The sequence below is a fragment of the Paenibacillus sp. FSL R5-0713 genome (assembly GCF_037973325.1).
In the GTDB taxonomy this organism is placed as follows: domain Bacteria; phylum Bacillota; class Bacilli; order Paenibacillales; family Paenibacillaceae; genus Paenibacillus.
This window is the reverse complement of sequence record NZ_CP150229.1, coordinates 2877773-2899134: the sequence shown is the minus strand read 5'-3', so window position 1 is coordinate 2899134 and position 21362 is coordinate 2877773. Positions and strand designations below refer to the sequence as shown.

The window sequence follows — 21362 nt, the reverse complement described above, 5'->3', positions numbered from 1 at the left end:
ACGTCTTTATTCAGCACCGTTTATTCTAAGGAAGCATTTGCCTGATCGGTGTTCCGTTCAGGAACATCGCTATGTTTTCTACGGTGTGACTATAATAGATCTCATAATTGCCACGAGTCACATAACCCAGATGCGGTGTGGCCAGGACATTGGGCAATGTTCGCATAATATGGTTAACCGGCAGCGGTTCCTGCTCATATACATCCAGACCTGCGCCAGCAATCAAACCACGCTGTAATGCATCTACCATAGCTTCCTGATCAACAATACCCGCTCGCGACGTATTAATGAATAGCGCACTCGATTTCATTTGTTGAAATTCGGCTTGTCCAATCAGATTGCGCGTACGATCACTTAATACCAGATGAATGGATATGATGTCGCTCTGTGCAAGCAGTTGCTCCTTGGTCTCGGACCAAATGACACCATGTTTTTCGGCTTTCTCTCGTGTCAGATTCTCGCTCCAGGCCATCACATTCATGCCAAATGCTTGTGCGATCTCAGCCATGCGAGTGCCTATCTTGCCCAAACCGAGCAATCCAAGTGTTCTCCCATGCAGATCCAATCCTACAGTGCTCTGCCAGTTTCGATTGGAGCGAAGTGCATTATTCTCCGTAACCAGCTGTCTGGACAGTCCCAGTATTAGCGCCCACGTCAGTTCCGTTGGTGGATTAGAGCTTCCCTCGGTTCCACACACAATGATCCCTTTTTGCTCCGCAGCCTCAAGGTCTATGGACGCATTACGCATGCCACTTGTAATCAGAAGTTTCAGCTTAGGGAGCTGCGAAATAACCCTCTCCGGAAATGGTGTACGTTCCCGCATCAGGACCACAATATCGAATTCCTGCAATTCTTGAATGACTTTTTCTTCCGAGCCCATATAGTTGTTGAATGTCTGAATCTCCACCCGATCCATCAACGAACTCCAGTCTGCCGACGTCAACGCAACGTTTTGATAATCATCCAAAATTGCACAGCGCAACTTCGTATCCATCCCTGATCTCCTCCTATATCTGCTCACTTCTTAAACATATTGTAGCAACTCCGCATCACTTTAAACAGAAGAAATCCCTATTACTGCAGCAAAGACAGCGTAACCTTGATGCTCTGCTCTACAAACAAGCGGTCCGGTCCTGATTTCATCAGTACAGTTAGTCCGATCATGGATACAACCAAAGACTGTGCTACCGCACTCGCATTCAAGTCAGCGGACAATTCTCCGCTCTGTTGGCCTTTTTCAATCGTTTCCTTGAAAAGAACACCCAGATACATCTGATGCTCCCGTGTGAGGACAGCGAATTTGGGGTCATGTGGAGCCAGCTCAACCATCGTATTAATGCAAAAACAGCCATGACTAGGCTCGGTTACACTCCCTTCAGCTCCAATATGTTCAAACAGCCCACGGAAGGCTTCTCGCACCGTGGAGCCCTGTTGAAGTCTGGCTCTGACTTGGGCCGCATGCTGCGTGGTATACCTGCGAAGTGCGGTTTCGAATAATTCCTTTTTATCGCCAAAAGCTGCGTACAGACTGGGACGTTGAATGCCCATTGCGGTCGTCAAATCACTCAAAGATGACGCTTCGAACCCCTTGTCCCAAAACGTATGCATTGCTGCATCGAGTGCTTTGTCCGTATCAAATTCCCGTTGTCTAACCATACATTCCACCTCTTTATGTATCGTTCAGTATATTTATATTGTAATCTCAAAACAATGAACAGGTCAAACATAACACATTTTAGCATTGGATAAACCTAGCTTAAAAGTGTTTTTCACCAAATAAAAAGTCTTAGCTAATCCTCTATTGACAGAATCCACGTTAATAAAGTAAGGTTATCCCGAAACATATCATACCAATCAGTACAAAATAGAAAGGTGACAACCATTCATGCAAACTTCTTCTCCAGATGCACAATTATCCAATAAGGATCGTCCTGCCATGTCAAGGTTAGTTGCTCTTCTCTTTGCCGTGTGCAGCGGACTTGCGGTCGCCAATATTTATTATGCTCAGCCTTTGCTGGACTCCATTGCTCAAGAGTTCAACCTCTCTCCATCATCCATAGGGATCGTCATCACAGTTACTCAAATATGTTATGCCCTGGGGCTGTTCCTTCTCGTTCCGCTCGGGGATCTCTTAAACCGCCGCAAGTTGATAATTATCCAAATGCTCTTATCCGTACTTGCACTGGTTCTGGTAGGAACCGCAAAGTCCAGCTCACTTTTATTCACGGGTATGGCCGTCGTAGGTCTACTCGCGGTCATTACACAGACATTGGTTGCCTTTGCTGCACACTTGGCAGCCCCTACCGAACGTGGTCGTATTGTCGGGCAGGTCACCAGTGGAATCGTCATTGGCATATTACTTGCACGAACGGTTGCAGGTACGCTTAACGATTGGCTCGGGTGGAGATCGGTGTATCTCTTCTCTGCCAGCTTTACTTTACTCGGAATTGTCGCCTTATATCTTGTTCTCCCAAGGCAACAGTCCCCACAAGTAAAACAAAGCTATGTCCAATTACTTAGCTCTGTCTTGCAACTGTATCGTGAGTTGCGTGTATTACGAGTACGAGGTGTACTGGCGATGCTGATTTTTACAGCCTTCAGCATCTTGTGGACTTCCATGGTTCTGCCACTAAGTAGCCCTCCACTGTCCCTGTCTCATACGCTTATAGGTGCATTCGGTCTCGCAGGAGCGGCCGGAGCAATGGCTGCTGCCCGTGCAGGTAAACTCGCCGATCGGGGCCTTGGGCAAAAAACAACCGGTATCTCTCTTGTCATTCTGCTCTTGTCCTGGCTGCCCATCGGTTATGTCCATCACTCGTTGTGGTTCCTGATCCTCGGCGTTATCCTGCTCGATCTCGCCGTGCAAGCCGTACATGTTACCAACCAGAGCCTGATCTACGAAGTCCGTCCCGAAGCACAGAGCCGCCTGACGGCAGCGTATATGATCTTTTACTCCATCGGCAGTGCAACCGGCTCCATCGTTTCTACCCAGGTGTATGCATGGGCGGGTTGGACAGCGGTTTGCTGGTTAGGTGCGGGTGTTAGTGCAGCAGCACTTCTGTTCTGGATGATTGATCGTCATATGCATCGGAATCTCGATCGTTGAATTAGTCCAGTTTATTCCACACCACAATAAAGAGGGTTGCCAAAGGACCCAACAACAGGGAAATCAGAAACCAGTTTCGACCACTTCTGTTTTTTCCCTGTGCAAGTCCGGCATTAATCAAGGCAAGGGTGCCCCAACCTACATAATACTCATTATCCATCAAACGTCTTCTCTCCTTTATTCGTTCAATTCCGGATACTGCTCAAGGATCACTTTAAGTTTACGGTTACGACTCTCCAGAAATGCCAGCATATATCTCTTCAGCACAAGTCGTTCCGTTGCCCATCCCAGTAATCCAAGTGGCGCTTCAAACCGCAGCGTGTCTCTCATGCATGTCATCTGTTCTGCAATTGCGCTGAAATGATGTTCATGTCGCATGCTCTTGAAAGCCCCCTTCTCCATCTGGTCCACAAATAAAAACGGTCGTTCAAACTGCACAATTCGGGACTTTAACTTCTGTCTGACACCCAGGTGGGTAGCCTGAAAGGTAACGGTATCCCCGGCTCCAATTTTTCCTGTGGTTACTCCAGCGACCGCTCGTTCTCTCGTATGTTTCCAGACAGTCTGTGTATGTAGGTCAATATCCCGGGCATAGTCAAAGCACCGTTCAATCGAGGCAAGTATCGTAATCTCTGTTGTCACTTCAATCATGACGATCGCTCCTTGGCAGGAAAAATAAGGTCTTTGCAAAGTATAACCTTGCTTCGTTGGTCGAACAACACAGCAAAAGGGATATAACAAAAAAAAGGGTCCCCTGTCTTAGTACAGGAGGCCCGTCTTTCATGTATTGGCAGAATAGCAAAGGCTGCCGATATTAAATAAGCAATTCATCAATGGCAAGCGTACGCTCTTTGGAAAGATCGCGATATTCTTCCGACTCCACTTTGATGAGCGGTTTGAAAATATCAGACGTATTGTTCATGACAATAACACCTTTTTCTCCATTGCTGAGCAGGACTTGTTTTCCGATAAAATTAGGAAGTAAATGCTGCATCAATGCCTGAACCGGCTTTTCATTCAATTTACCAAATCCCATTCCATAAATATCTCTTAGGTTGTTGATGAGGTTTGGATTGCTTCCCCCGTGACTCCCGGATCTCATGCCGATATAGATATCAGCTACAGATACGATCTGGGTATAGGGGTGAATTTCACTTTTCTCAAGTTGCATTGGATAACCCGACCCATCTTCCCGCTCGTGATGTTGCAGAGCAACCAGTGCTGTCGCTTCATCCGTCATGGAATTTTTGATGATTTCATGTCCATATATCGTGTGACGCTGCATTTCAAGCTGCTCGTCCGCTGTCAACGGTTCTGTTTTGTTCCGAATCCGGTGGGAGACTTTACACTTTCCAATGTCATGCAGATAACCACCGCGACTAATCTGATAACTCTCTTTTTGAGAATATCCAAGCCAGTTCGCGAGGTAGAAGGACAACAATCCGACTTGAATTGAATGTGTATAGTTATTGACATCATCCCGCTCCAGCATCATCAGGAGATGGACGACATCTTTCTGCTCATCCAGTCCTTCAACCATCGGTTGCAGTGCATCATCCACCATGGTGGCGTTGAACTTGCCAACAGTCAGAGCTTCAAGAAAAGCATTTTGATAATTATGTACGGTCTGAATAAATTGGGACTTCATCTCTTCTTCTGGCGGCTCTTCCTTCGTACTTGTACTTAACCCGGAAGCATGCTTGGCGGCTGCAGCAAAAAATTCTGCCTCAGTGATTTCCTCTTCGCGTGATTCAATATCTACATAATCTACACGGTGCTGCATAAGCAAGGAAATATCCTCACTTCTGATTACGGTCCCCTTCCCGAGAACGTGTAATCCTGCATCGCTGAATGTATCCGCAGTCAGACGGTCTCCGTCTTGCAGGTTCATAATATGGATTCTCAAATCGGTATTCCCCCTGAACAATTCATTATAGTAACAGCACCCAATGGAACGGGGCCACAAAAATACCTATACTTCTTTATATCGTTATAATTCTTCATTTCATACATAGTTCAAACGACCTTAATCACAAAGGTAAATACGAACATGTAAGACTTTATCCTCACTCCAATATCCAAATTAGTCCCGGTTTTTAACTTTTTCACACTTTTGTGTCTTATCGCTGGATCAGAGCAAGCCAAAGAAGTTCAAACGCTCCGTTTGAACTTCTTTAAGACAACTCATATTAGATTTTGATTGAACCCAGACTTGCCCCTTTAACAAATAAACGTTCAATGCTCTTCTCAACCGAAGCATCGGGAATCAATGGCGGCGCCTGGTGAGGTTTGGTCCGCGCATCAATAATCACCTGATCACAACCCCAATGCTTGTGGTCATATCCGCTATTAACTCCATACATGTCATGTGAAGGGTTACTCCGGGTAAACGTGGCCCACAAGAAGTTACTGAGATTAGCACTCAGGAACGAACTGTCATCACATAGGATAATCATCGGACATGAGTCCAGACCTCCCTGCTCTTTCAATAGAGACGTGAATGCTTGCATCCCCTGCGCTGTATCCGTGTAACTTGTGAAGGCTGTTGTCTGGATTGCGACGATGCCCGGCATGATGAGCTGTGGATTTTCATATCCGCGTATGTTTTTCAAAGACTCTGGAACTTCCGTGCACAGATCCCGAATCTTATCGCCATATGCGGCAAACACAACCTTGCTTCCGCTGTTCAGTCCTGTACCGGAGTAATCCAGCGTATCAATCGTTGTATGCGTGTGGAAATGAATATCCCGTTGCAGGTCGATACGCTCCAAAATATAGGTCAGGAATTCAACTTCCTTATGGGTATCCAGAGGCTGCTGATCCTCAGCAGTTATAAACAGGTACTTCGCCAGACTGAGCTGACCTGTACCCAAAATACGGTTGGCAATCGTAAGCAGCTCTGTTGGCTGTTTTACCGCCTGATAGGGCGTATACCGTTCACTGCCGATGGCGAACAGTAAAGGATGGACTCCTGCCGCATCGACTGCATGTACTTCTTTGACGCCCGGAATCTCCTGTTTAATGGCATCCCCTGTAATCTCATGTATCAAATCACCAAATGCCGTATCCTCTTGAGGCGGACGACCAACAACCGTAAATGGCCAGATGGCATTAGGTTTGGCATAGACTTTGTGCACACGCATTAACGGGAATTCATGTGTCAGACTGTAATAACCCAAATGATCGCCGAATGGACCTTCAGGCTTCGTCTCGCCTGGGTAGATATCACCCGTGATGACAAAATCAGCATCATTGCTGATACAATACCCGTCCTTGTAACTGTACCGGAAGCGACGTCCGGCGAGCAAACCGGCAAATGTCATCTCACTAAGTCCTTCTGGCAGAGGCATAACCGCTGAAAGTGTATGTGCTGGTGGACCCCCAATGAAAATGCTGACTTTCAGTGGTTCTCCTTTTTTGACCGCTTTGGCTTGATGTATCCCAATTCCGCGATGAATCTGATAGTGTAATCCAATTTCTTTGTTCATTTCAAAATCATTGCCATTCAGTTGAACCCGGTACATTCCCAAGTTCGAATTCATGATGCCGGGTTTATCTGGATCTTCGGAATACACTTGCGGCAGTGTCACGAATGCCCCACCGTCCATGGGCCAATGCTTGATGAGCGGCAGATCCGAGATTTGAATCTCTTGTGCCGACACGGGTAGACTGATAGACTTCTGTTTCGGCAGCGCCTGCCATGCGGCAAGACCAGTGCGGACATGCTGAAATGGCGTCTTAAGCGCCTTCATGGGATCGTCACGAACAGCCATGACCCGTTGTACGCCTTCGAGCGTCCCCCGGAACATGAATTTGCTTCGTTCCACTGTGCCGAACAGATTCGATACAGCCTGGAACTTCGAGCCTTTTACATTTTCGAATAACAATGCCGGGCCTTTAGCCTCGTGCACTTTCATATGGATGGCTGCCATTTCCAGATGAGGATCAACCTCTTCTTTGACCCGAATCAAATGACCGTGCTGCTCCAGATCGTTAATACAATCTTCCATATTGCGATAGTTCATTGAATGGCTCCATTCTGTGTATGATAAATTGATTAAGTTCATAGATTCACATAACGTCTCTTCTATTTTATCAAATGATTCACTGCTAAACAAAACTATATATGAAATTTTGTTGAGTATCCTAATATCAAAAAAAGCAATATGAAGCAATCTGAATCCTGAACGTACAGGAGCCGATTGTATTCATATTGCTGCTTTCAATTCTGGGTTGCCTAAGATGTGATAACCGATCTGGGAATCGTGACTATAAACTGCGTACCTTTTCCAACTTCGCTCTCTACATCAATGGTACATTGATGCAATTTCAAAATTTTAATCACAATGGACAACCCTAACCCATTGCCTCGAAGTGAGCTGCTTCGCGCTTTGTCCACCATATAGAATCGATCAAAGATATACGGGAGGGCTTCCGCAGGTATTCCTTGTCCAGAATCTCTAATCAATACCTTCACGAATGAAGATGACGTCTCAATCTCGACATGAATGGTACCCTCAGGACCGGTGTATTTGATCGCATTGATTATTAAATTCTGCCAGACTTGATCAAACAAATCTTTGTCCACGGTGATCTCGCAGGGCAACAAGTCCAATTCGATCTGTATATCCTTCTGCGACCACTGCGGCTCCGCCAATAAGATCGCCCTTCTTAATTGTTCATCGACCTGGAAGGTGGTGAAATGAACCGGATGATGCTCCGAATCCAGCGAGGCTAGCCGAAGCAGATTATCACTGAGCCTCGATAAGCGCAGCGTTTCCTCATAGATAATATCCAGATGCTCTTTCTGCTCTTCCAAAGGAATAACACCATCCTGCAGTGCTCTGGTAAATCCCCTGATCGAAGTGAGCGGAGACTGCATTTCATGAGAGACGTTACTGACAAAGTCATCACGAACCGAATCGATTTTTTGCAACTCACTGGCCATATGATTAAAGCTCTCCATCAGTTCCCCGAACTCATCCTGATTGTTATGTTTCAAGCGAACAGACAGGTCACCTGATGACATCTCCTTCGCCGCAACCGTTAACCTCTTAATCGGTTTCACAATGTACCCGGACATGAACAGGATTAATAGGCTACCAATGACCAGTACTGTTAATAGTGAGGTTAAGAGCGTGTTGCGCAGTGTGTGAAAAAGAGAAGAGAAATCGCTTTGTATCAGAAATGTGCCGATCCCCTCGTTTGTTCCGGGAACACCTATGGTCGCAATGCCATCTTTACTGGATATAAACATGGCATCGGTTGTCCCCGCCTCAAATAACGAATGAACTTTATCCTCTGGCAAGGAAGACAACACGTCACTTTGTTCATTCACGGGCGTGATATTTAAGCCATAGCGGGCAAAGATATCGAAGCTTGATTTCACTTTTTCCGGATCATCGATCAGGTTAATCATTGTAGCGATGTCTTCAGCAAAGGTAACCATAAAACGATTCGGCGCTTTTTCGCGGGACCCGTTATTGATCATAAAGGAGAGAATCAAACTCACCAGAACAATCCCGATAAAGGTAGCTACAATTCGAAGTCGCAGGCTCTTCCTCAGCATCTTCATGCCCGCTCCAGTCGATATCCAAGTCCTCTTATCGTTGAGATTACCAGTTCAGGTACAGGTTCAAGCCGTTCCCTTAACCGCTTGATGTGCACGTCGACTGTACGCTCATCGCCTTCATAATCGATACCCCACAGATCATCGATAAGCTGTGTACGTGTGAATATTTTCCCTGGCGAACTCGCCAGAGAAAATAACAATTCACATTCCTTCTTTTTCAATTCAATCGTTTGTCCGTCCGCAACGACCATCAGATTGCCCAAATCAATCGTTACACCGCTGATCTGAATGATATTCGATGAACTTTTGTTATATCGTTTCAATAACGATTTTACACGCAGGATTAACTCCACAGGATCAAAAGGTTTAACCAGGTAATCGTCTGACCCGGCATTAAATCCTCTGACCTTGTCCTTGGATTCTCCCTTGGCGGTGACCATCAGGATCGGAATATCCAGATAGGATCGGATATCTTCTGTCAATTCAATGCCGTCGATTCGAGGCATCATTACATCCACAATCGCCAGATCAACTTTCGTATGAGAGAGAAGATCTAACGCCTCTTGACCGTCTGCTGCTTCCAGCACGGAAAATTGATTCTTTTCAAGATAGATTCGGATTAATTTGCGGATATGGGAATCGTCGTCCACCACCAGAATCGTGTTCATGTAGCCATTATCCTTTCCGCCATTCGTTTTATTCGTATCGCAAGGATTCCATCGGGTCCAGTTTCGCCGCTTTTGATGATGGCATCAAACCAGCCACGATACTAATCGCTGTACTTACCACGAGACCAAACAAGATGTAATATCCCGAGAGATGAATCAGTTTTGCTCCAAACGCATTGTCCAGAAGTATATTTAACACATAACTTATGATCACTGCAAAGATTACCGCAATAATACCACTAAATACGCCTAATAAGGCAGATTCCGAGAAGAATATTCGCTTGATATCCTTCTTTCTCGCTCCAATTGCCCGCAGTATTCCGATCTCTTTCGTGCGTTCCACGACACTAATATAGAGTACAACCAGTATCATAATACCGGATACGATCAACGAAATGCCTGCAATACCCGCGAGTACAATGGAAGCCATACTTACGTAAGTCGTGATATTCTCCATGACCTTGGCCATCTGGGAGCCTGCGAAGCCAGCGTCAACAGCAGCTTCATTGATATCATTTACATATTTCATATCGGTGGCATAGGCATTAACCTGAATCGGTCCAATTGATATTCCTTTGTCCGAGAACATCTGCTCTAACGTCCCTGATGAGATGTATCCCGGGGATTGTTGCATTGGAGATCGTTGATCTGCCGGTTCGTAGATCCCTGAGATGGTTACTTCTTTCTCCAAAGTCACTGGTTTATTATTGCTATCCATCTCATTGATATATAGAAGCACGGACTTGCCGATCATGGAATCAGCTTGGTCATTTCCGCTTAATTTATTCGCCGTATCAAGGGGTAACATGATCTCATTTTCTGCCGGGAGAACTCCCGTTGTCATCAGTGCGGGATCAAAAGCATCCGTTAATGTCGTTAACTGCGTAAGTCCCACACTTTGTTTTTCATTCACCATCGTTGATTGGCCTGTAATAGTCGTAATTGTCTCTACATGATCCACATTAGGAAAATTGCGAATCCTCTCGATATCAGCTTCGGTGAACGGTTCACCTGTTGCCATCAAGGCTTCGGGACCTTGCATGTCTTTGGCTTCTTCACTCGGCTTGGTTATATCCACAAGCAAAGGGTCCATACTTGAATTGATTTCGTCGTTCATATACGTCGTTATCCCATTCCCCAAGGAAAGCATCAGGAGTACACTTAATATACCTATAGATCCACCTAAAGCGACCAGGACATTACGCTTGGCGTTGAGTTTCATATTTTTGAGTGCCATCTTGAACGAAGCAAGCAAGCCCAGGCTCCGGGAAGAACCTTGACCACTTTCGTAGACAGTCGTAGAAGGATCTTTGAGATGAATATCATCACTGATGCGCCCCTCTTCTACCTTCACAATACGTGTACCGGAGTCAGCGACTTTCTGCGAATGAGTTACGGCGATCACCAGCATTCCCTTTTGGGCTATGCTGTCGAGCAGGGCCAGGATTTGATCTCCGTTTTCTCGATCCAGCGCGCCTGTCGGTTCATCTGCGAGAATAATGTCCGGATTGTTGGATAAAGCCCGAGCAATGGAAACCCGTTGCTTCTGACCTCCGGATAACTGGTTGGGACGTTTGTTCAGATGATCCTTCAGTCCAACCTCTGTTAATATATCAACGGCACGTTGATTTCGCTCTTTTTCATTGGTATCCGTCATTTGCATCGCAATCGTCACATTTTCGAGGACAGACAGATGCGGGATCAGATTGAAATTTTGAAAGACAAAGCCGATATTATTCTTTCGGTAATCGTCCATTTCCTTCTCTGTCATGGCACTTAAGTTCTTGCCACGAACAACGACGTCCCCTTCATAATCGGAATCCATCCCACCAATGATATTCATCAGTGTCGACTTACCGCAGCCAGATTCACCAAGGATAGAGACAAATTCCCCCGTCTGAAAACTCAGGTTCAAACCGTGGAGGACCGGAACTCTTTCTTTTCCATATAAGGTGTATGACTTCTTCACATTTTTGACTTCTAGTATTTTCATATGGATCTCTTCCTCTCCTGATCAAGCACAATATCTATCTATTTGATGTTCATATCGTACCAGTTCTGTATGAACTGATAATGAACTGGGCCATTGGCCTGTAGGAGTGGTTCAAAAGAACGATATGTAAAAAAACACCTACAGCTTTGCTTGAAATAAATCATTTCAAGTAAGTGTAGGTGCAAGACAACCCGAATCCTTAGATATAAGGACTCGGGTTGTCTTATTTCGTTACTATTCTGTCATCGTAGTGTCTGTGTAAATAATCTTTAGTTCAACTTATATCGTTTAGATTAATCCGGCTTTTGCCAGTAGCCTTTTCACAATCGCCGCCGATTGCGCACGACTAATATCTGCTTCTGACATCAACTTGCCATCAGCACCTTGTACCAGTTCTTGTTTAATTGCCGAAGCAACCGGCTCTGCAGCCCAAGCCTGTACTTCAGCACTATCACTATATGTGCTCAGCAGACTTGTTGTCTCTGACGCGTCGGCCTGTGCCAGACCGACCAGTTTCATCGCACGTGACACAATCGTCAACGCTTCAGCACGAGAAATTTCGCTGTTAGGACGGAAGCTATCATCAGCATAACCTGAGATCAAGCCGTAGGACACGGCAGTTTGAACCTCATCCTCATACCAGCTGCCTGTCTTCACATCCGTGAATGATGTCGCTTCTGTGCTAATCGGGGAGTGCAGTCCCAAACCTCTTAACAGAACAGCCGTAAACTCTGCCCGCGTAATACTCCGGTCTGGCGCAAACACGTTCTCACCAGTACCTTGTACGATCAGACGGGATGCCAGATCTTGTACGTCATCCCGACTCCAGTGACTTGATATATCGCTGAATGTTGTCGGGTGATAGATCAGGGCGTAAGTACTGTTCGTCAAGCTGTTAATAATAGCAGAATCTTGCACGTTACCTTTGATAACCTTCGTCGGCACATGCAGAAGACTGCCATCCGGCTGAAGCACAACACCAGTCGTAATCTTTGAACCATCTACTCCCTCTGGCAATGTGATGGAGCGTTCTACATAAGAGTTGAACCGATCCACATTGACTTGTTGTCCATTCCAGATGGCTTTTACTTCAAAATCAACTGGAGCTGCAACCACCGTAGTATTCTGCATCTTGTCCGCTGCGGCCTGAATGGCTGATTGCTTGGATGCAGCACTAGGTGCAATAGCGATTTGAATGGTGATATCTTCGAGTGGAACAGTGCTTCCGAATTGGTTCAGAACCTGATCAATCTGAATCTGATTTGCCGGGAGGGTGTAAGTACCAGTGTCTGTCTGAATGACAACTTCGGCATTACTTCCTTCCATCGTTTTAACCAGTTTGCCGTTCAGTTCACCAACGACCACATCCTTGCCAGTACCTGTAATCGGCAGCAGAAGTGTTCTTAGTCCACTTCCAATCTGATTGATGACTTTGTCATTATCCACGTGAACAGTGGTGGTAACCAGATTGTTTACGGTTGCTGTAGTAGCCGAAGCAGATTGTTCCTGTTTCTGTCCGTTCACATAGATGTCTACACCTTTGGTTACCGCTGGAGTAGAAGGAACAGGTGTAACCACTGGTGAAGTTGGCGATACGCTCCCTCCCGAGGAGGAACCTGGATTAGGTGTAGAATTACCACCGCCCGAGTTTGCTGCTGTAATTGTGATGGTTCCACCGGACAATTCAGTGTAATTTTCATAATCTAAGTTCGTGAAATTCCAGCGTTCTGGATCTTCACGATTTACCGTTAGTTTTTTCGTTCCTGGAGACGTGTTACTTTTGGCTTTCACCTCAATATCAAACAGCTGCTGTTCCACAGGAATTGGATAATGACCTGCAGTGAAATCGGCCCAGATGATCCGCACCCAGCCAGCTTCATTATCAATCTTATAATGGAAGTTTACTTCATTGTTTTCCACTATAGTTGGAAAATTGTTCCCGACATATTTAGGGGTGATACGTACGATCTCCAGTGCAGACGAATCATAATCAATCTGCATGCTATACGCGGTAATTGCACTGTAATCGGGTTGTTTTAACGTCACAGGAACATGGACGCTCTGACCAGCCTGTACGCTCACATCCGCAAACTTCACTTGCGATGGTTCCGTTGGTCTAGCCTCCACTATACTCGGTAATACGAGTGATGAGAGTAACGTCAGTGCGATAAGACCTGACATTGTTTTTCTGATTTTTGGACGTTTCTTTTTCGGTTGAAACATGTGATAACCTCCGTGTCTATATTCTTTAATAGATGGTACGATAGAGAAAATTTGTTACTCTATATTACAGACAACGATCAAGGTGGTGGTGGTGGTCCTTCTTTGGTAGTGAATGTCCATTGTTCCCCATTTTGTTCCACTATTGTCCCTGGCATCAAAGCATTATCAGAGGTCGCCATAAAAGCACCTTCCGAGATTTCAATAGAGTAATTCGAGTTATATTGTAGGGTTGGATTATTAATTGTGACTGTACTTTCGTTTACAAAAAATCCAATTTGGAACATAGTAAAGTAGGTAGCTTCGATACTATTGCTCGTAAGATTCCTAATGATAATGCTATAGCCCATTTCTGTATTCATTTTAATCGGTTGATTAAAATGAATAACCAACGGTTCGTTTACCTTAACATCTGTAGAACCATTAGACGGAGACAAACTCTGGATTGCTCCTTGAGCATTTTCCGCTGAAGTAACGACCTCTCTTCCAGAAAACATTAAGGATCTACCAAGGAATGGCTCATCCGAAATAGATCGAGGTGTGACTTCAAGGAAAAGATATTTCCCTAGGTCATCGGCTGTAATATTATAATTTTTTGACGTTTCTCCCGTGATAATTTGCTTTTCATTTCCCCATGAATCTGAAGTTCTATACCATTGGTACAGAGGTTCATTCGACATATCTTCATCGACATCCAACTGATCGTATGTACCAGTGATCGTGCTTCCCACTTTCATCTCACCCGTTATTTTAGCATTCAATGCAAATGGTGCATCCTGTACTTCTTTAAAAGTTAGCACATAACGGTTGTCCTTCTTGCCGAGCTTGTTCTCGGCATAACCATATAATAAAGCATTTGCATCTGACCAATTAACTTCACCATCACGGTCAACATCCATCCGATTCATCTCAACAGCAGAATAGGAGCGACGGTTAAATTCATTACGAAGATGTTTCAATAGTGCTACTGCATCCGCAGAATTCACTTGGCCATCATTATTCACATCGCCTTGTTTACTAATATATAGTTCGAAATTATCCGTAACAGTTTCTCCAGATAAAGTATAATTGGCTTTCAACTCAATGTTGATTTTACCGTCTCTATAGGGAATAACTACCAGATTATTTTCATTGTTCACATATACGTACGCCACACTAGGATTGTCTGAACTGGCCTTGACCGAATCGTATGTGGTGAGTGAAAAATGGTTGTTTAAATCAATTTCAACTGTCTCATCAAGTGCCTCGATTGGCGTATACGACACGAGAGAATGCTGATTTGAATCTTCCGATGAACGACTCAGCCATCGAATGTACTCGCTCAGTACAGGTTGTGAAATCTTAATCTCCGGACCAATTGCACCTGCGTTAGCCTGTGGAAGCGTTCCACCTATAGGCAATGCAATGCCCAATCCGAGCGCAGTCAACATGCTTTTTTTCAATATTGGCTTAAGCCGTTTTTTGTTTTGTTTCCCCTTCAATTCATGTTCCTCCTCGTGTACATTTCTAATTTGAACAACTACACGCTCAGTATAACGAGTCATTCTGAACCAATTCTGAACAGGACCATGGAACTATTCCCAGTTGTAATTCGACAAAAAACGCCATGGAGTAAGCCTCCATAGCGTTTTGAGCACAAATATTTTTCCAGTTTGGATTAAATTCACTAAAAATTAAATTCCCTCAACAATCCTTTTGGCTCTAACCTTCACCTCACGGTAGAGTTCATCCTCATCAATCGTTAACAACTTCCTGCCTTGCATGAGGATCTGACCGTTCACAATCGTGGTATCCACATCCGCACCGTTTACACTATAAGCCAGTAACGATTCTACTTCATGTACCGGTTGAAGATGTGGTTTCGCCAGATCGATCAGGATCAGATCCGCCTTGCGCCCCACCTCAAGTACACCCACTTCATCCTGTAAACCAAGCAGAATAGCACTTCCGCGTGTAGCCATGCGTAGAACGTCCTTGGCTGGCAAGCGTGTGGGATCGCCATAGTCTAGCTTTTGCAGCCAGGTCGCCGCTTTGATCTCCTCGAACATATCCACGGTTGTGGCACTTCCCGCTCCATCGGTTCCGATCCCCACGTTAATCCCCTGGGCCAACATCTCGGTAATCGGAGCGATTCCACACCCTAGCTTCAGATTGCTGACCGGATTGTGTGCTACACCACCACGCATACCCTTCAATCTGCTGATATCTCTTCGATTGAGGTGCACACCATGCGCAAGCAACACATGTGCCTGTTCGAACATCCCCGCCTCTTCCAAATACTCCGTCGGGGTCATACCATAACGTTCACGAATCTTCACGACTTCCTCTTTCGTCTCAGCCAGATGAATATGCAGCGGGATATCCTCCTTGACAGCCATAGCAATGACTTCACGGAGTGGCTCTACGGGACATGTGTAAGGAGAGTGGGGTCCATACATGGTTGTAATTCGCCCATCGGCGGCTCCAGACCAGCGCTCTACAAGATCAATCGCTTCCTGCAACCTGCGTCCCCCATCGTCCTCCATGAATACCATTCCGCGTGTGAGCGATGCCCGGATACCTGTTCGCTTGACCACTTCGGCAATCTCGTTCATATGAATGTACATATCGGCAAATGCAGTGGTACCCGAACGGATCATCTCGGCGATGGATAACTTAGCTCCCCAATAGATATCTTCCGGGTTCATCCGCGCTTCAGCAGGCAGCATTTTGCGTTCGAGCCAGTCCATCAGCTTCAGATCATCCGAGAATCCCCGGAGCAGGCTCATTGGTGTATGTTGGTGGGCATTAATGAGACCCGGCATGGCAATCTTATGGCGGCCATCAATAATCTCATCTTGCGGTTGAGGCAAAATGTGGTCAGCAATCTGCGTAATGCGATCTCCTTCAACACGAATATCCCCCGTAAAGGGGGCATCGGCATCTTTCATCGTTAGAATCGTAGCTTGCTGAATCAGTATACTCATTACATTCACAGCTCCTCTGAATTGGTTATCGTTCCTTCCATATCCGAGGTTAAGCCTTCACGTAACGGCAAGGTCAAGTCATTTTAATTTTTGAATCGTCATCTTTCTGAAACTTTGTATAAAAGGTTTGGGATCGATTTCGACCATATATGGATATACTCCAGTGCTCGTGTGCAGATAGAAAAATCCACCTTCATCACCCATACGGCGAAATGACATATCAAACACTTCCGTGATGTTGAACTCACGGTATTTGGTCACGATTTTATCTGAATACAGAATCATCGAACGGGCATTCACTTCAATCTCTTGGGCGAGACCCGTCACTTCTCTCTGTACTTTGTAATAAGGTAATACAGCAACGCAGTTCATGATCTCCCTCCATTCATGCCATGATTATTGTTACATCATAGCAGATCGGAGGGTGCCAGCAAAAGAATATGAAACTAGGTGATCCTGGTCGTCACCTTTAGTGGCGCATGAAGTGCATCCTGAATGTCCTGCAACGAGAGAACCTGTTCGATATGAAACACACCATGCGGCAAAGCTGACTCTATTTTATATACATGTTCGGCCACTGCTGCTGCTACGGCTGCTGTTGCATCTGCTTCCTTATCGCCAACAAGCAATTGTTCGACGCGGATTCGTTCCCCATTTTCCCGCCCAATGGCATCGACCTTGACCGCATACATCGGCTCTCCTCCTGGAATAAGACCAAAGGCCTTCACTGTTCCATTCCGAATAGACGGGATACGCAGCAGGGAAAACAGCCCTATACGTTTGGAGATTGCCATGGATGTTGTGATCCAGCGGGAATCCAGGCATAGTCTGGTCGATACGGTTGGAATACGTAAGGTCCGAGCAACCACGTGTTGGTCCGAAAAGTTAAATCGATACGCCTTCCGGTTACCCAATTCCGCTCCAAAATCGATCCTTTTGCCATCTCCGAAACTTTGCACCTCCGTAAGCTTGCCCTTTTGCATCACCTGGTAGGTGGCATTCATCTGATCAACCGTCCACTCCACGGCTGCTTTTCCGTGTTTCTCTCCAAGTCCCAGCATCACGGTAATGTCTGCTTCCTCCACCTGATCCATATGCATGGTCGCTTCGCGTACAAGCAAGTTTGTTACTCCCGGTGATAGTCCAACGCTGAGTATTGCGGTCGATTTGGAATGTTGCATTGTGGTGTGCAGCTGTTCAACCTGAGCGAGAAAATCATACTTTGCAGAAATATCAATATAATCGGTTCCGGCTTGTGCACAGGATTCAACAAACCGGGTATCACTCTGATCGACACACATGATGACCAGCTTCACAGACCGTAACATGGACGGCTCCACAGGTTTGGTCACATCCAGTTGTAGCGGCAGTACCGCACCACCTGTAGACCTGCTGAATTCTTCCGCACGGTTCATGCGTGTACCCGCAGCCCATACTTTCCCCGGGAACAAACGTCCCAGTTGAGTACATATCATCTGCCCTACTTGACCATAACCGCCAACGACCCAGATCTGATCTTTCATAGGCTTCACGTTAGTTTCGAATTGCATAATACCCCTCCACCCAGAACGCCCCGAAGTAACGTGTAATATGTGAGAAACCGCATTCGGTCAGTAGCTGAGTCATCTCTTCAGAGCATATTGGATCGGATTCACGGCCCAGGGAAGCAGCAAAGCGCTCCCACTCTTCAGGAAGCACACCCACACTGAGCATGTGATCCTGCCAAGCTTGCATCATGATTGAATGTGCCGGAGAACGAAGATCGGCATTTACAGCCGCAATGATTAGGGGTGCACCCGGTTTAAGTCTCGCTGCAAGGCTGTTCAGAAACGTTCTTTTGGCCTCCATCCCTTGAAGAAAATGCAACATGAGCATGCTTGTCGCCCCATCATATAAAATATCCTCCGGCAATCCTTCAACCGTGACAGGTTGCAGCGTCACTCTGGAGCCAATACCCGCTTCCGCGACTCGTTTCTCAGCAAGTTGCAGCATCGGCAGCGAAGGATCTACTCCCGTGAACATCCAGTTGGAATGGCGTGAACCCATCAGAGCTAATTCTTTTCCCCCTCCAGCTCCAGCAACGAGTATATGAATTTCGTTGTTATCCGCAAAACATGCTGCAAGCAGCCGTTCCATTAGATCATGCATATGAGAATAACCCGGAATTTTCAAGGCTATCGATTGTTCGTAACGATGAACATCTGCTGTTTCCCAGCTCATCGGTGATGGATTGTGATTCATGGGCACCGCGCTCCTCTTGAATTGAAGTTAGACTTGACTCGTTGTTCGTCTAATTTCATTATAGAAGGATACGCTGAGCCTACAATCCCAGAACATTGGGATATTCACATAGAGAGAGGAGAAACCTTGTTGACATCACCTATTGACCGGAGCCACAGACTTATCACTTCTCTTGAAAAAGGAACCTGGACCTCACGTACCTACCGGGAAGCTGTTCTCAAACAGATCCAATCGGTTGTACCGTACGACGCATACTGTTTCACCACCGTTGATCCTTTGACTCTTCTCTCCACTGGAGCTGTGACAGAAGAAGGCATTGAAGCTATTCATGATCGGTTATTCATCAATGAATACATGGAAGAAGATATACATAAATACGCTGAGTTAATTCGCAGCGGTGAACATACAGCTATACTTCACACGGCCATGAACGCACAGCATGAACAAAGCCCACGTTATATCAACATTCTTCAGCCAGCGGGGTTCGGTGATGAACTGCGCGCCGTATTCGTCAGTGGAGACGCTTGTTGGGGATATCTGACGCTGTATCGCAAGACTGAGAATTCTTTTTTTACAGAAGAAGAACGGTTGCTGATTCAGACCTGGACTGCTTCGATTGCATCGATGCTGCGGTCCACAAGTCTGACCCTTGTGGAGGAAATCACGAGTGGAAGTCCTGAGGAACCCGGGATTATGATCACCTCGGATACGTTCCAGCTCTTATCCCTGAACGCCCCGGCAGAGTATTGGCTGTCCCAATTGCGTATGCTGGAACATATAGGGCCGGATGTTCTGCCCCGCCCGGTACGTGCAGTGAGTTCGCACTTGCAGCGCAAGAATCGGGTAGAACGGGCTGACGATACTCAACTCACTCCCGAATCGCCCTCCAAAGTCTGTATCCAGCTTCCGGATGGCCGTTACCTCATACTTCATGCCAGTCTTATGCAACAGATTACAGGACCAGATCAGATCGCTATTCGTTTGGAGCAGGCGATGCCGCAGGATTTGCTGCCCTTGCTTGCCGAGAGCCATGGATTATCCAGTCGAGAACGGGAACTGCTCGGTTATGTGCTTCGCAGCTATTCGTCCAAAGAGATTGCTGCAGCGATGCATATTTCTGTCTACACCGTTCAGGATCATTTGAAATCGATTTTCGCCAAAACCAAGGTATCCTCACGTCGAGAGCTCATCTGGTATTTCGTTTCCCGTTTCCAACTGTCGAATGAACCGGCAATATGACGTGACAGAACAGAAGAATAACTGCTCAATAGAATAGCGAGTACCTTTAATCTACATTGTTTCTTGCATACAGCAAAAAAAGAAGCCAATCCTAAAGGATCGGCTTCTTTTTTAGGCTTTTGCGATATAACACGTTCGTACTAAATATCTTGACGATGCAATGATTACGTCCATATCTTTTCCTACGACTTTGCAGGTTTCCGAGTAGATTTGGATGAACCAGATTTTTTATTCTTTTTCTGACTCACTTCCACTATTACAGGCTCCTGCGGGTGTTCTACAGGGTACATCTTGCGGAATAATAACGTCTGTAGTACCAGGAACGAACCCCCAACCGTCCAATAGAGCGGCATGGCTGCAGGGGCTGTTAGAGAAAAGAATGCCATCATTAATGGGGAGAGATATCCCATAATGGCAAACTGTTTTCGCTGTTCAGGCGCCATATTAGCTTGGGATACCTTCGCTTGAATCAGATAAATGACCGCGACCACCACAGCGAGCACGTAATCTGGTGCACCCAGTTTGAACCACAGGAACGAATGGGAGGACAACTCCGGTGTAAGTCGGATAGCCGTATAAATACCTGAAAGTATAGGCAACTGAATGAGCATCGGCAAGCAACCAATATTCAGCGGATTAAACTTATGTTTCTTGTATAGCTCCATCGTTTCCTGAGACAGCTTTTGCTTATCAGCAGGGTCATTTTTGCCTTCATATTTTTTCTTGAGGGCATCCATCTCGGGTTTCATGGCGTTCATGATGACTCGTGTTCCCTGCTGGGACTTCGCTTGACGCATCATCAATGGCAACAGTGCTAGACGAATGACCAGTGTGATCACAATAATCGCCACCCCATAGCTTCCATTAAATATGGTGGCAATATGCTGAATCAGATACGACAGTGGAAATACAATGTAATGGTTAAAAAATCCCGGTGTCGATGAGGTAATCTCCGACACGTTGTTGCTGCATCCGGCAAGCAGCATGACTGCAAACAAAATAGCAATCAGGCCATAGATCCGTCCCTTGCCCGATGTAAAAGTGAATCCCTTGTTCGTCTTATGTTCCATATATATCCTCCTCGTTGATTTGTTGACCAATCGTTCAACGAGGAATGACAATCTGGTTCATCTTCATCGGGCGCTTCTCTTCGTCTAATCATGCGGCTCCAGTCTTCCTGTCTGTGCTGTCTGTCCAAACACAGGGCGGGAAGTACAGGTTCAAGTCCACCACCGACGCCACCTTCCATCCAGTACTCCGTCATGCCACAATGAAGATGGGCAATATAGGCATAACTGACGGTGAAGATGAGTCCAATCGAGAATAAATATGGTAATAACTCGTGCAGTTCAAACAA

General features: G+C 45.9%; 19 protein-coding genes. 2 read left to right on the top strand and 17 right to left on the bottom strand.

Features of this window, described 5'->3' with window-relative positions; all coding sequences use genetic code 11:
* Positions 1-25: 25 nt before the first annotated feature.
* Together MKZ12_RS13215 and MKZ12_RS13210 are read right to left on the bottom strand one after the other, a co-directional pair.
* Positions 26-994: a D-2-hydroxyacid dehydrogenase family protein gene (locus MKZ12_RS13215; protein WP_339260792.1), complete on the bottom strand. Its 969-nt coding sequence runs from the start codon at positions 992-994 to the stop codon at positions 26-28.
* Positions 995-1074: 80 nt separating this feature from the next.
* Entirely contained in the window at positions 1075-1656 is a 582-nt protein-coding gene (locus tag MKZ12_RS13210; RefSeq protein ID WP_339260790.1) for a TetR/AcrR family transcriptional regulator, read from the bottom strand.
* A 229-nt stretch (positions 1657-1885) separates the two neighbouring features.
* Between MKZ12_RS13210 and MKZ12_RS13205 the strand changes: the two genes are divergently transcribed.
* Positions 1886-3106, top strand: a complete 1221-nt coding sequence (locus MKZ12_RS13205) for an MFS transporter (protein WP_339242140.1) — start codon at positions 1886-1888, stop codon at positions 3104-3106.
* 1 nt (position 3107) lies between these two features.
* Here the strand turns inward: MKZ12_RS13205 and MKZ12_RS13200 are convergent, their stop codons facing one another.
* The 13 genes from MKZ12_RS13200 to MKZ12_RS13140 form a co-directional block, all read right to left on the bottom strand.
* Complete coding sequence (locus tag MKZ12_RS13200; protein ID WP_339243262.1) at positions 3108-3269, bottom strand: hypothetical protein; 162 nt, start codon at positions 3267-3269, stop codon at positions 3108-3110.
* A 14-nt stretch (positions 3270-3283) separates the two neighbouring features.
* Complete coding sequence (locus tag MKZ12_RS13195; RefSeq protein WP_339260788.1) at positions 3284-3757, bottom strand: SRPBCC family protein; 474 nt, start codon at positions 3755-3757, stop codon at positions 3284-3286.
* Positions 3758-3920: 163 nt separating this feature from the next.
* On the bottom strand, positions 3921-5012 hold the full coding sequence (locus tag MKZ12_RS13190) for an HD domain-containing phosphohydrolase (RefSeq protein ID WP_339260786.1): 1092 nt from the start codon (positions 5010-5012) through the stop codon (positions 3921-3923).
* A 283-nt stretch (positions 5013-5295) separates the two neighbouring features.
* Positions 5296-7131 (bottom strand): UbiD family decarboxylase, encoded by a 1836-nt coding sequence (locus tag MKZ12_RS13185; protein ID WP_339260785.1) that lies wholly within the window; start codon positions 7129-7131, stop codon positions 5296-5298.
* Between the two features lie 212 nt (positions 7132-7343).
* On the bottom strand, positions 7344-8675 hold the full coding sequence (locus tag MKZ12_RS13180) for a HAMP domain-containing sensor histidine kinase (RefSeq protein WP_339260784.1): 1332 nt from the start codon (positions 8673-8675) through the stop codon (positions 7344-7346).
* Between the two features lie 2 nt (positions 8676-8677).
* Complete coding sequence (locus MKZ12_RS13175; protein WP_339260783.1) at positions 8678-9346, bottom strand: response regulator transcription factor; 669 nt, start codon at positions 9344-9346, stop codon at positions 8678-8680.
* A 28-nt stretch (positions 9347-9374) separates the two neighbouring features.
* Complete coding sequence (locus tag MKZ12_RS13170) at positions 9375-11339, bottom strand: ATP-binding cassette domain-containing protein (protein WP_339260782.1); 1965 nt, start codon at positions 11337-11339, stop codon at positions 9375-9377.
* A 288-nt stretch (positions 11340-11627) separates the two neighbouring features.
* On the bottom strand, positions 11628-13562 hold the full coding sequence (locus MKZ12_RS13165; protein ID WP_339260781.1) for an S-layer homology domain-containing protein: 1935 nt from the start codon (positions 13560-13562) through the stop codon (positions 11628-11630).
* 77 nt (positions 13563-13639) lie between these two features.
* Positions 13640-15040: a dockerin type I domain-containing protein gene (locus MKZ12_RS13160; RefSeq protein WP_339260780.1), complete on the bottom strand. Its 1401-nt coding sequence runs from the start codon at positions 15038-15040 to the stop codon at positions 13640-13642.
* A 192-nt stretch (positions 15041-15232) separates the two neighbouring features.
* The gene (locus MKZ12_RS13155) at positions 15233-16525 is read right to left on the bottom strand and encodes an amidohydrolase (protein WP_339260779.1); all 1293 of its coding nucleotides are present in this window, start codon (positions 16523-16525) and stop codon (positions 15233-15235) included.
* Positions 16526-16603: 78 nt separating this feature from the next.
* Positions 16604-16897 carry a hypothetical protein gene (locus tag MKZ12_RS13150; protein WP_339260778.1) on the bottom strand — a complete coding sequence of 98 codons (294 nt, stop codon included), beginning with the start codon at positions 16895-16897 and terminating at the stop codon, positions 16604-16606.
* 74 nt (positions 16898-16971) lie between these two features.
* Positions 16972-18075: a saccharopine dehydrogenase NADP-binding domain-containing protein gene (locus tag MKZ12_RS13145; RefSeq protein ID WP_339260776.1), complete on the bottom strand. Its 1104-nt coding sequence runs from the start codon at positions 18073-18075 to the stop codon at positions 16972-16974.
* The gene (locus tag MKZ12_RS13140; RefSeq protein ID WP_339260774.1) at positions 18059-18766 is read right to left on the bottom strand and encodes a class I SAM-dependent methyltransferase; all 708 of its coding nucleotides are present in this window, start codon (positions 18764-18766) and stop codon (positions 18059-18061) included. Before MKZ12_RS13140 ends, MKZ12_RS13145 begins: the two co-directional genes overlap by 17 nt.
* 129 nt (positions 18767-18895) lie before the next feature.
* On the opposite strand from MKZ12_RS13140, the gene MKZ12_RS13135 reads away from it, so the two are divergent.
* The gene (locus tag MKZ12_RS13135; RefSeq protein WP_339260773.1) at positions 18896-20005 is read left to right on the top strand and encodes a LuxR C-terminal-related transcriptional regulator; all 1110 of its coding nucleotides are present in this window, start codon (positions 18896-18898) and stop codon (positions 20003-20005) included.
* A 182-nt stretch (positions 20006-20187) separates the two neighbouring features.
* On the opposite strand, the gene yidC is transcribed toward MKZ12_RS13135, so the two are convergent.
* The gene (gene yidC / locus MKZ12_RS13130; RefSeq protein WP_339260772.1) at positions 20188-21075 is read right to left on the bottom strand and encodes a membrane protein insertase YidC; all 888 of its coding nucleotides are present in this window, start codon (positions 21073-21075) and stop codon (positions 20188-20190) included.
* A complete protein-coding gene (locus MKZ12_RS13125) occupies positions 21012-21362 on the bottom strand; it encodes a hypothetical protein (protein ID WP_339260770.1) in 351 nt (116 codons plus the stop codon). Before MKZ12_RS13125 ends, yidC begins: the two co-directional genes overlap by 64 nt.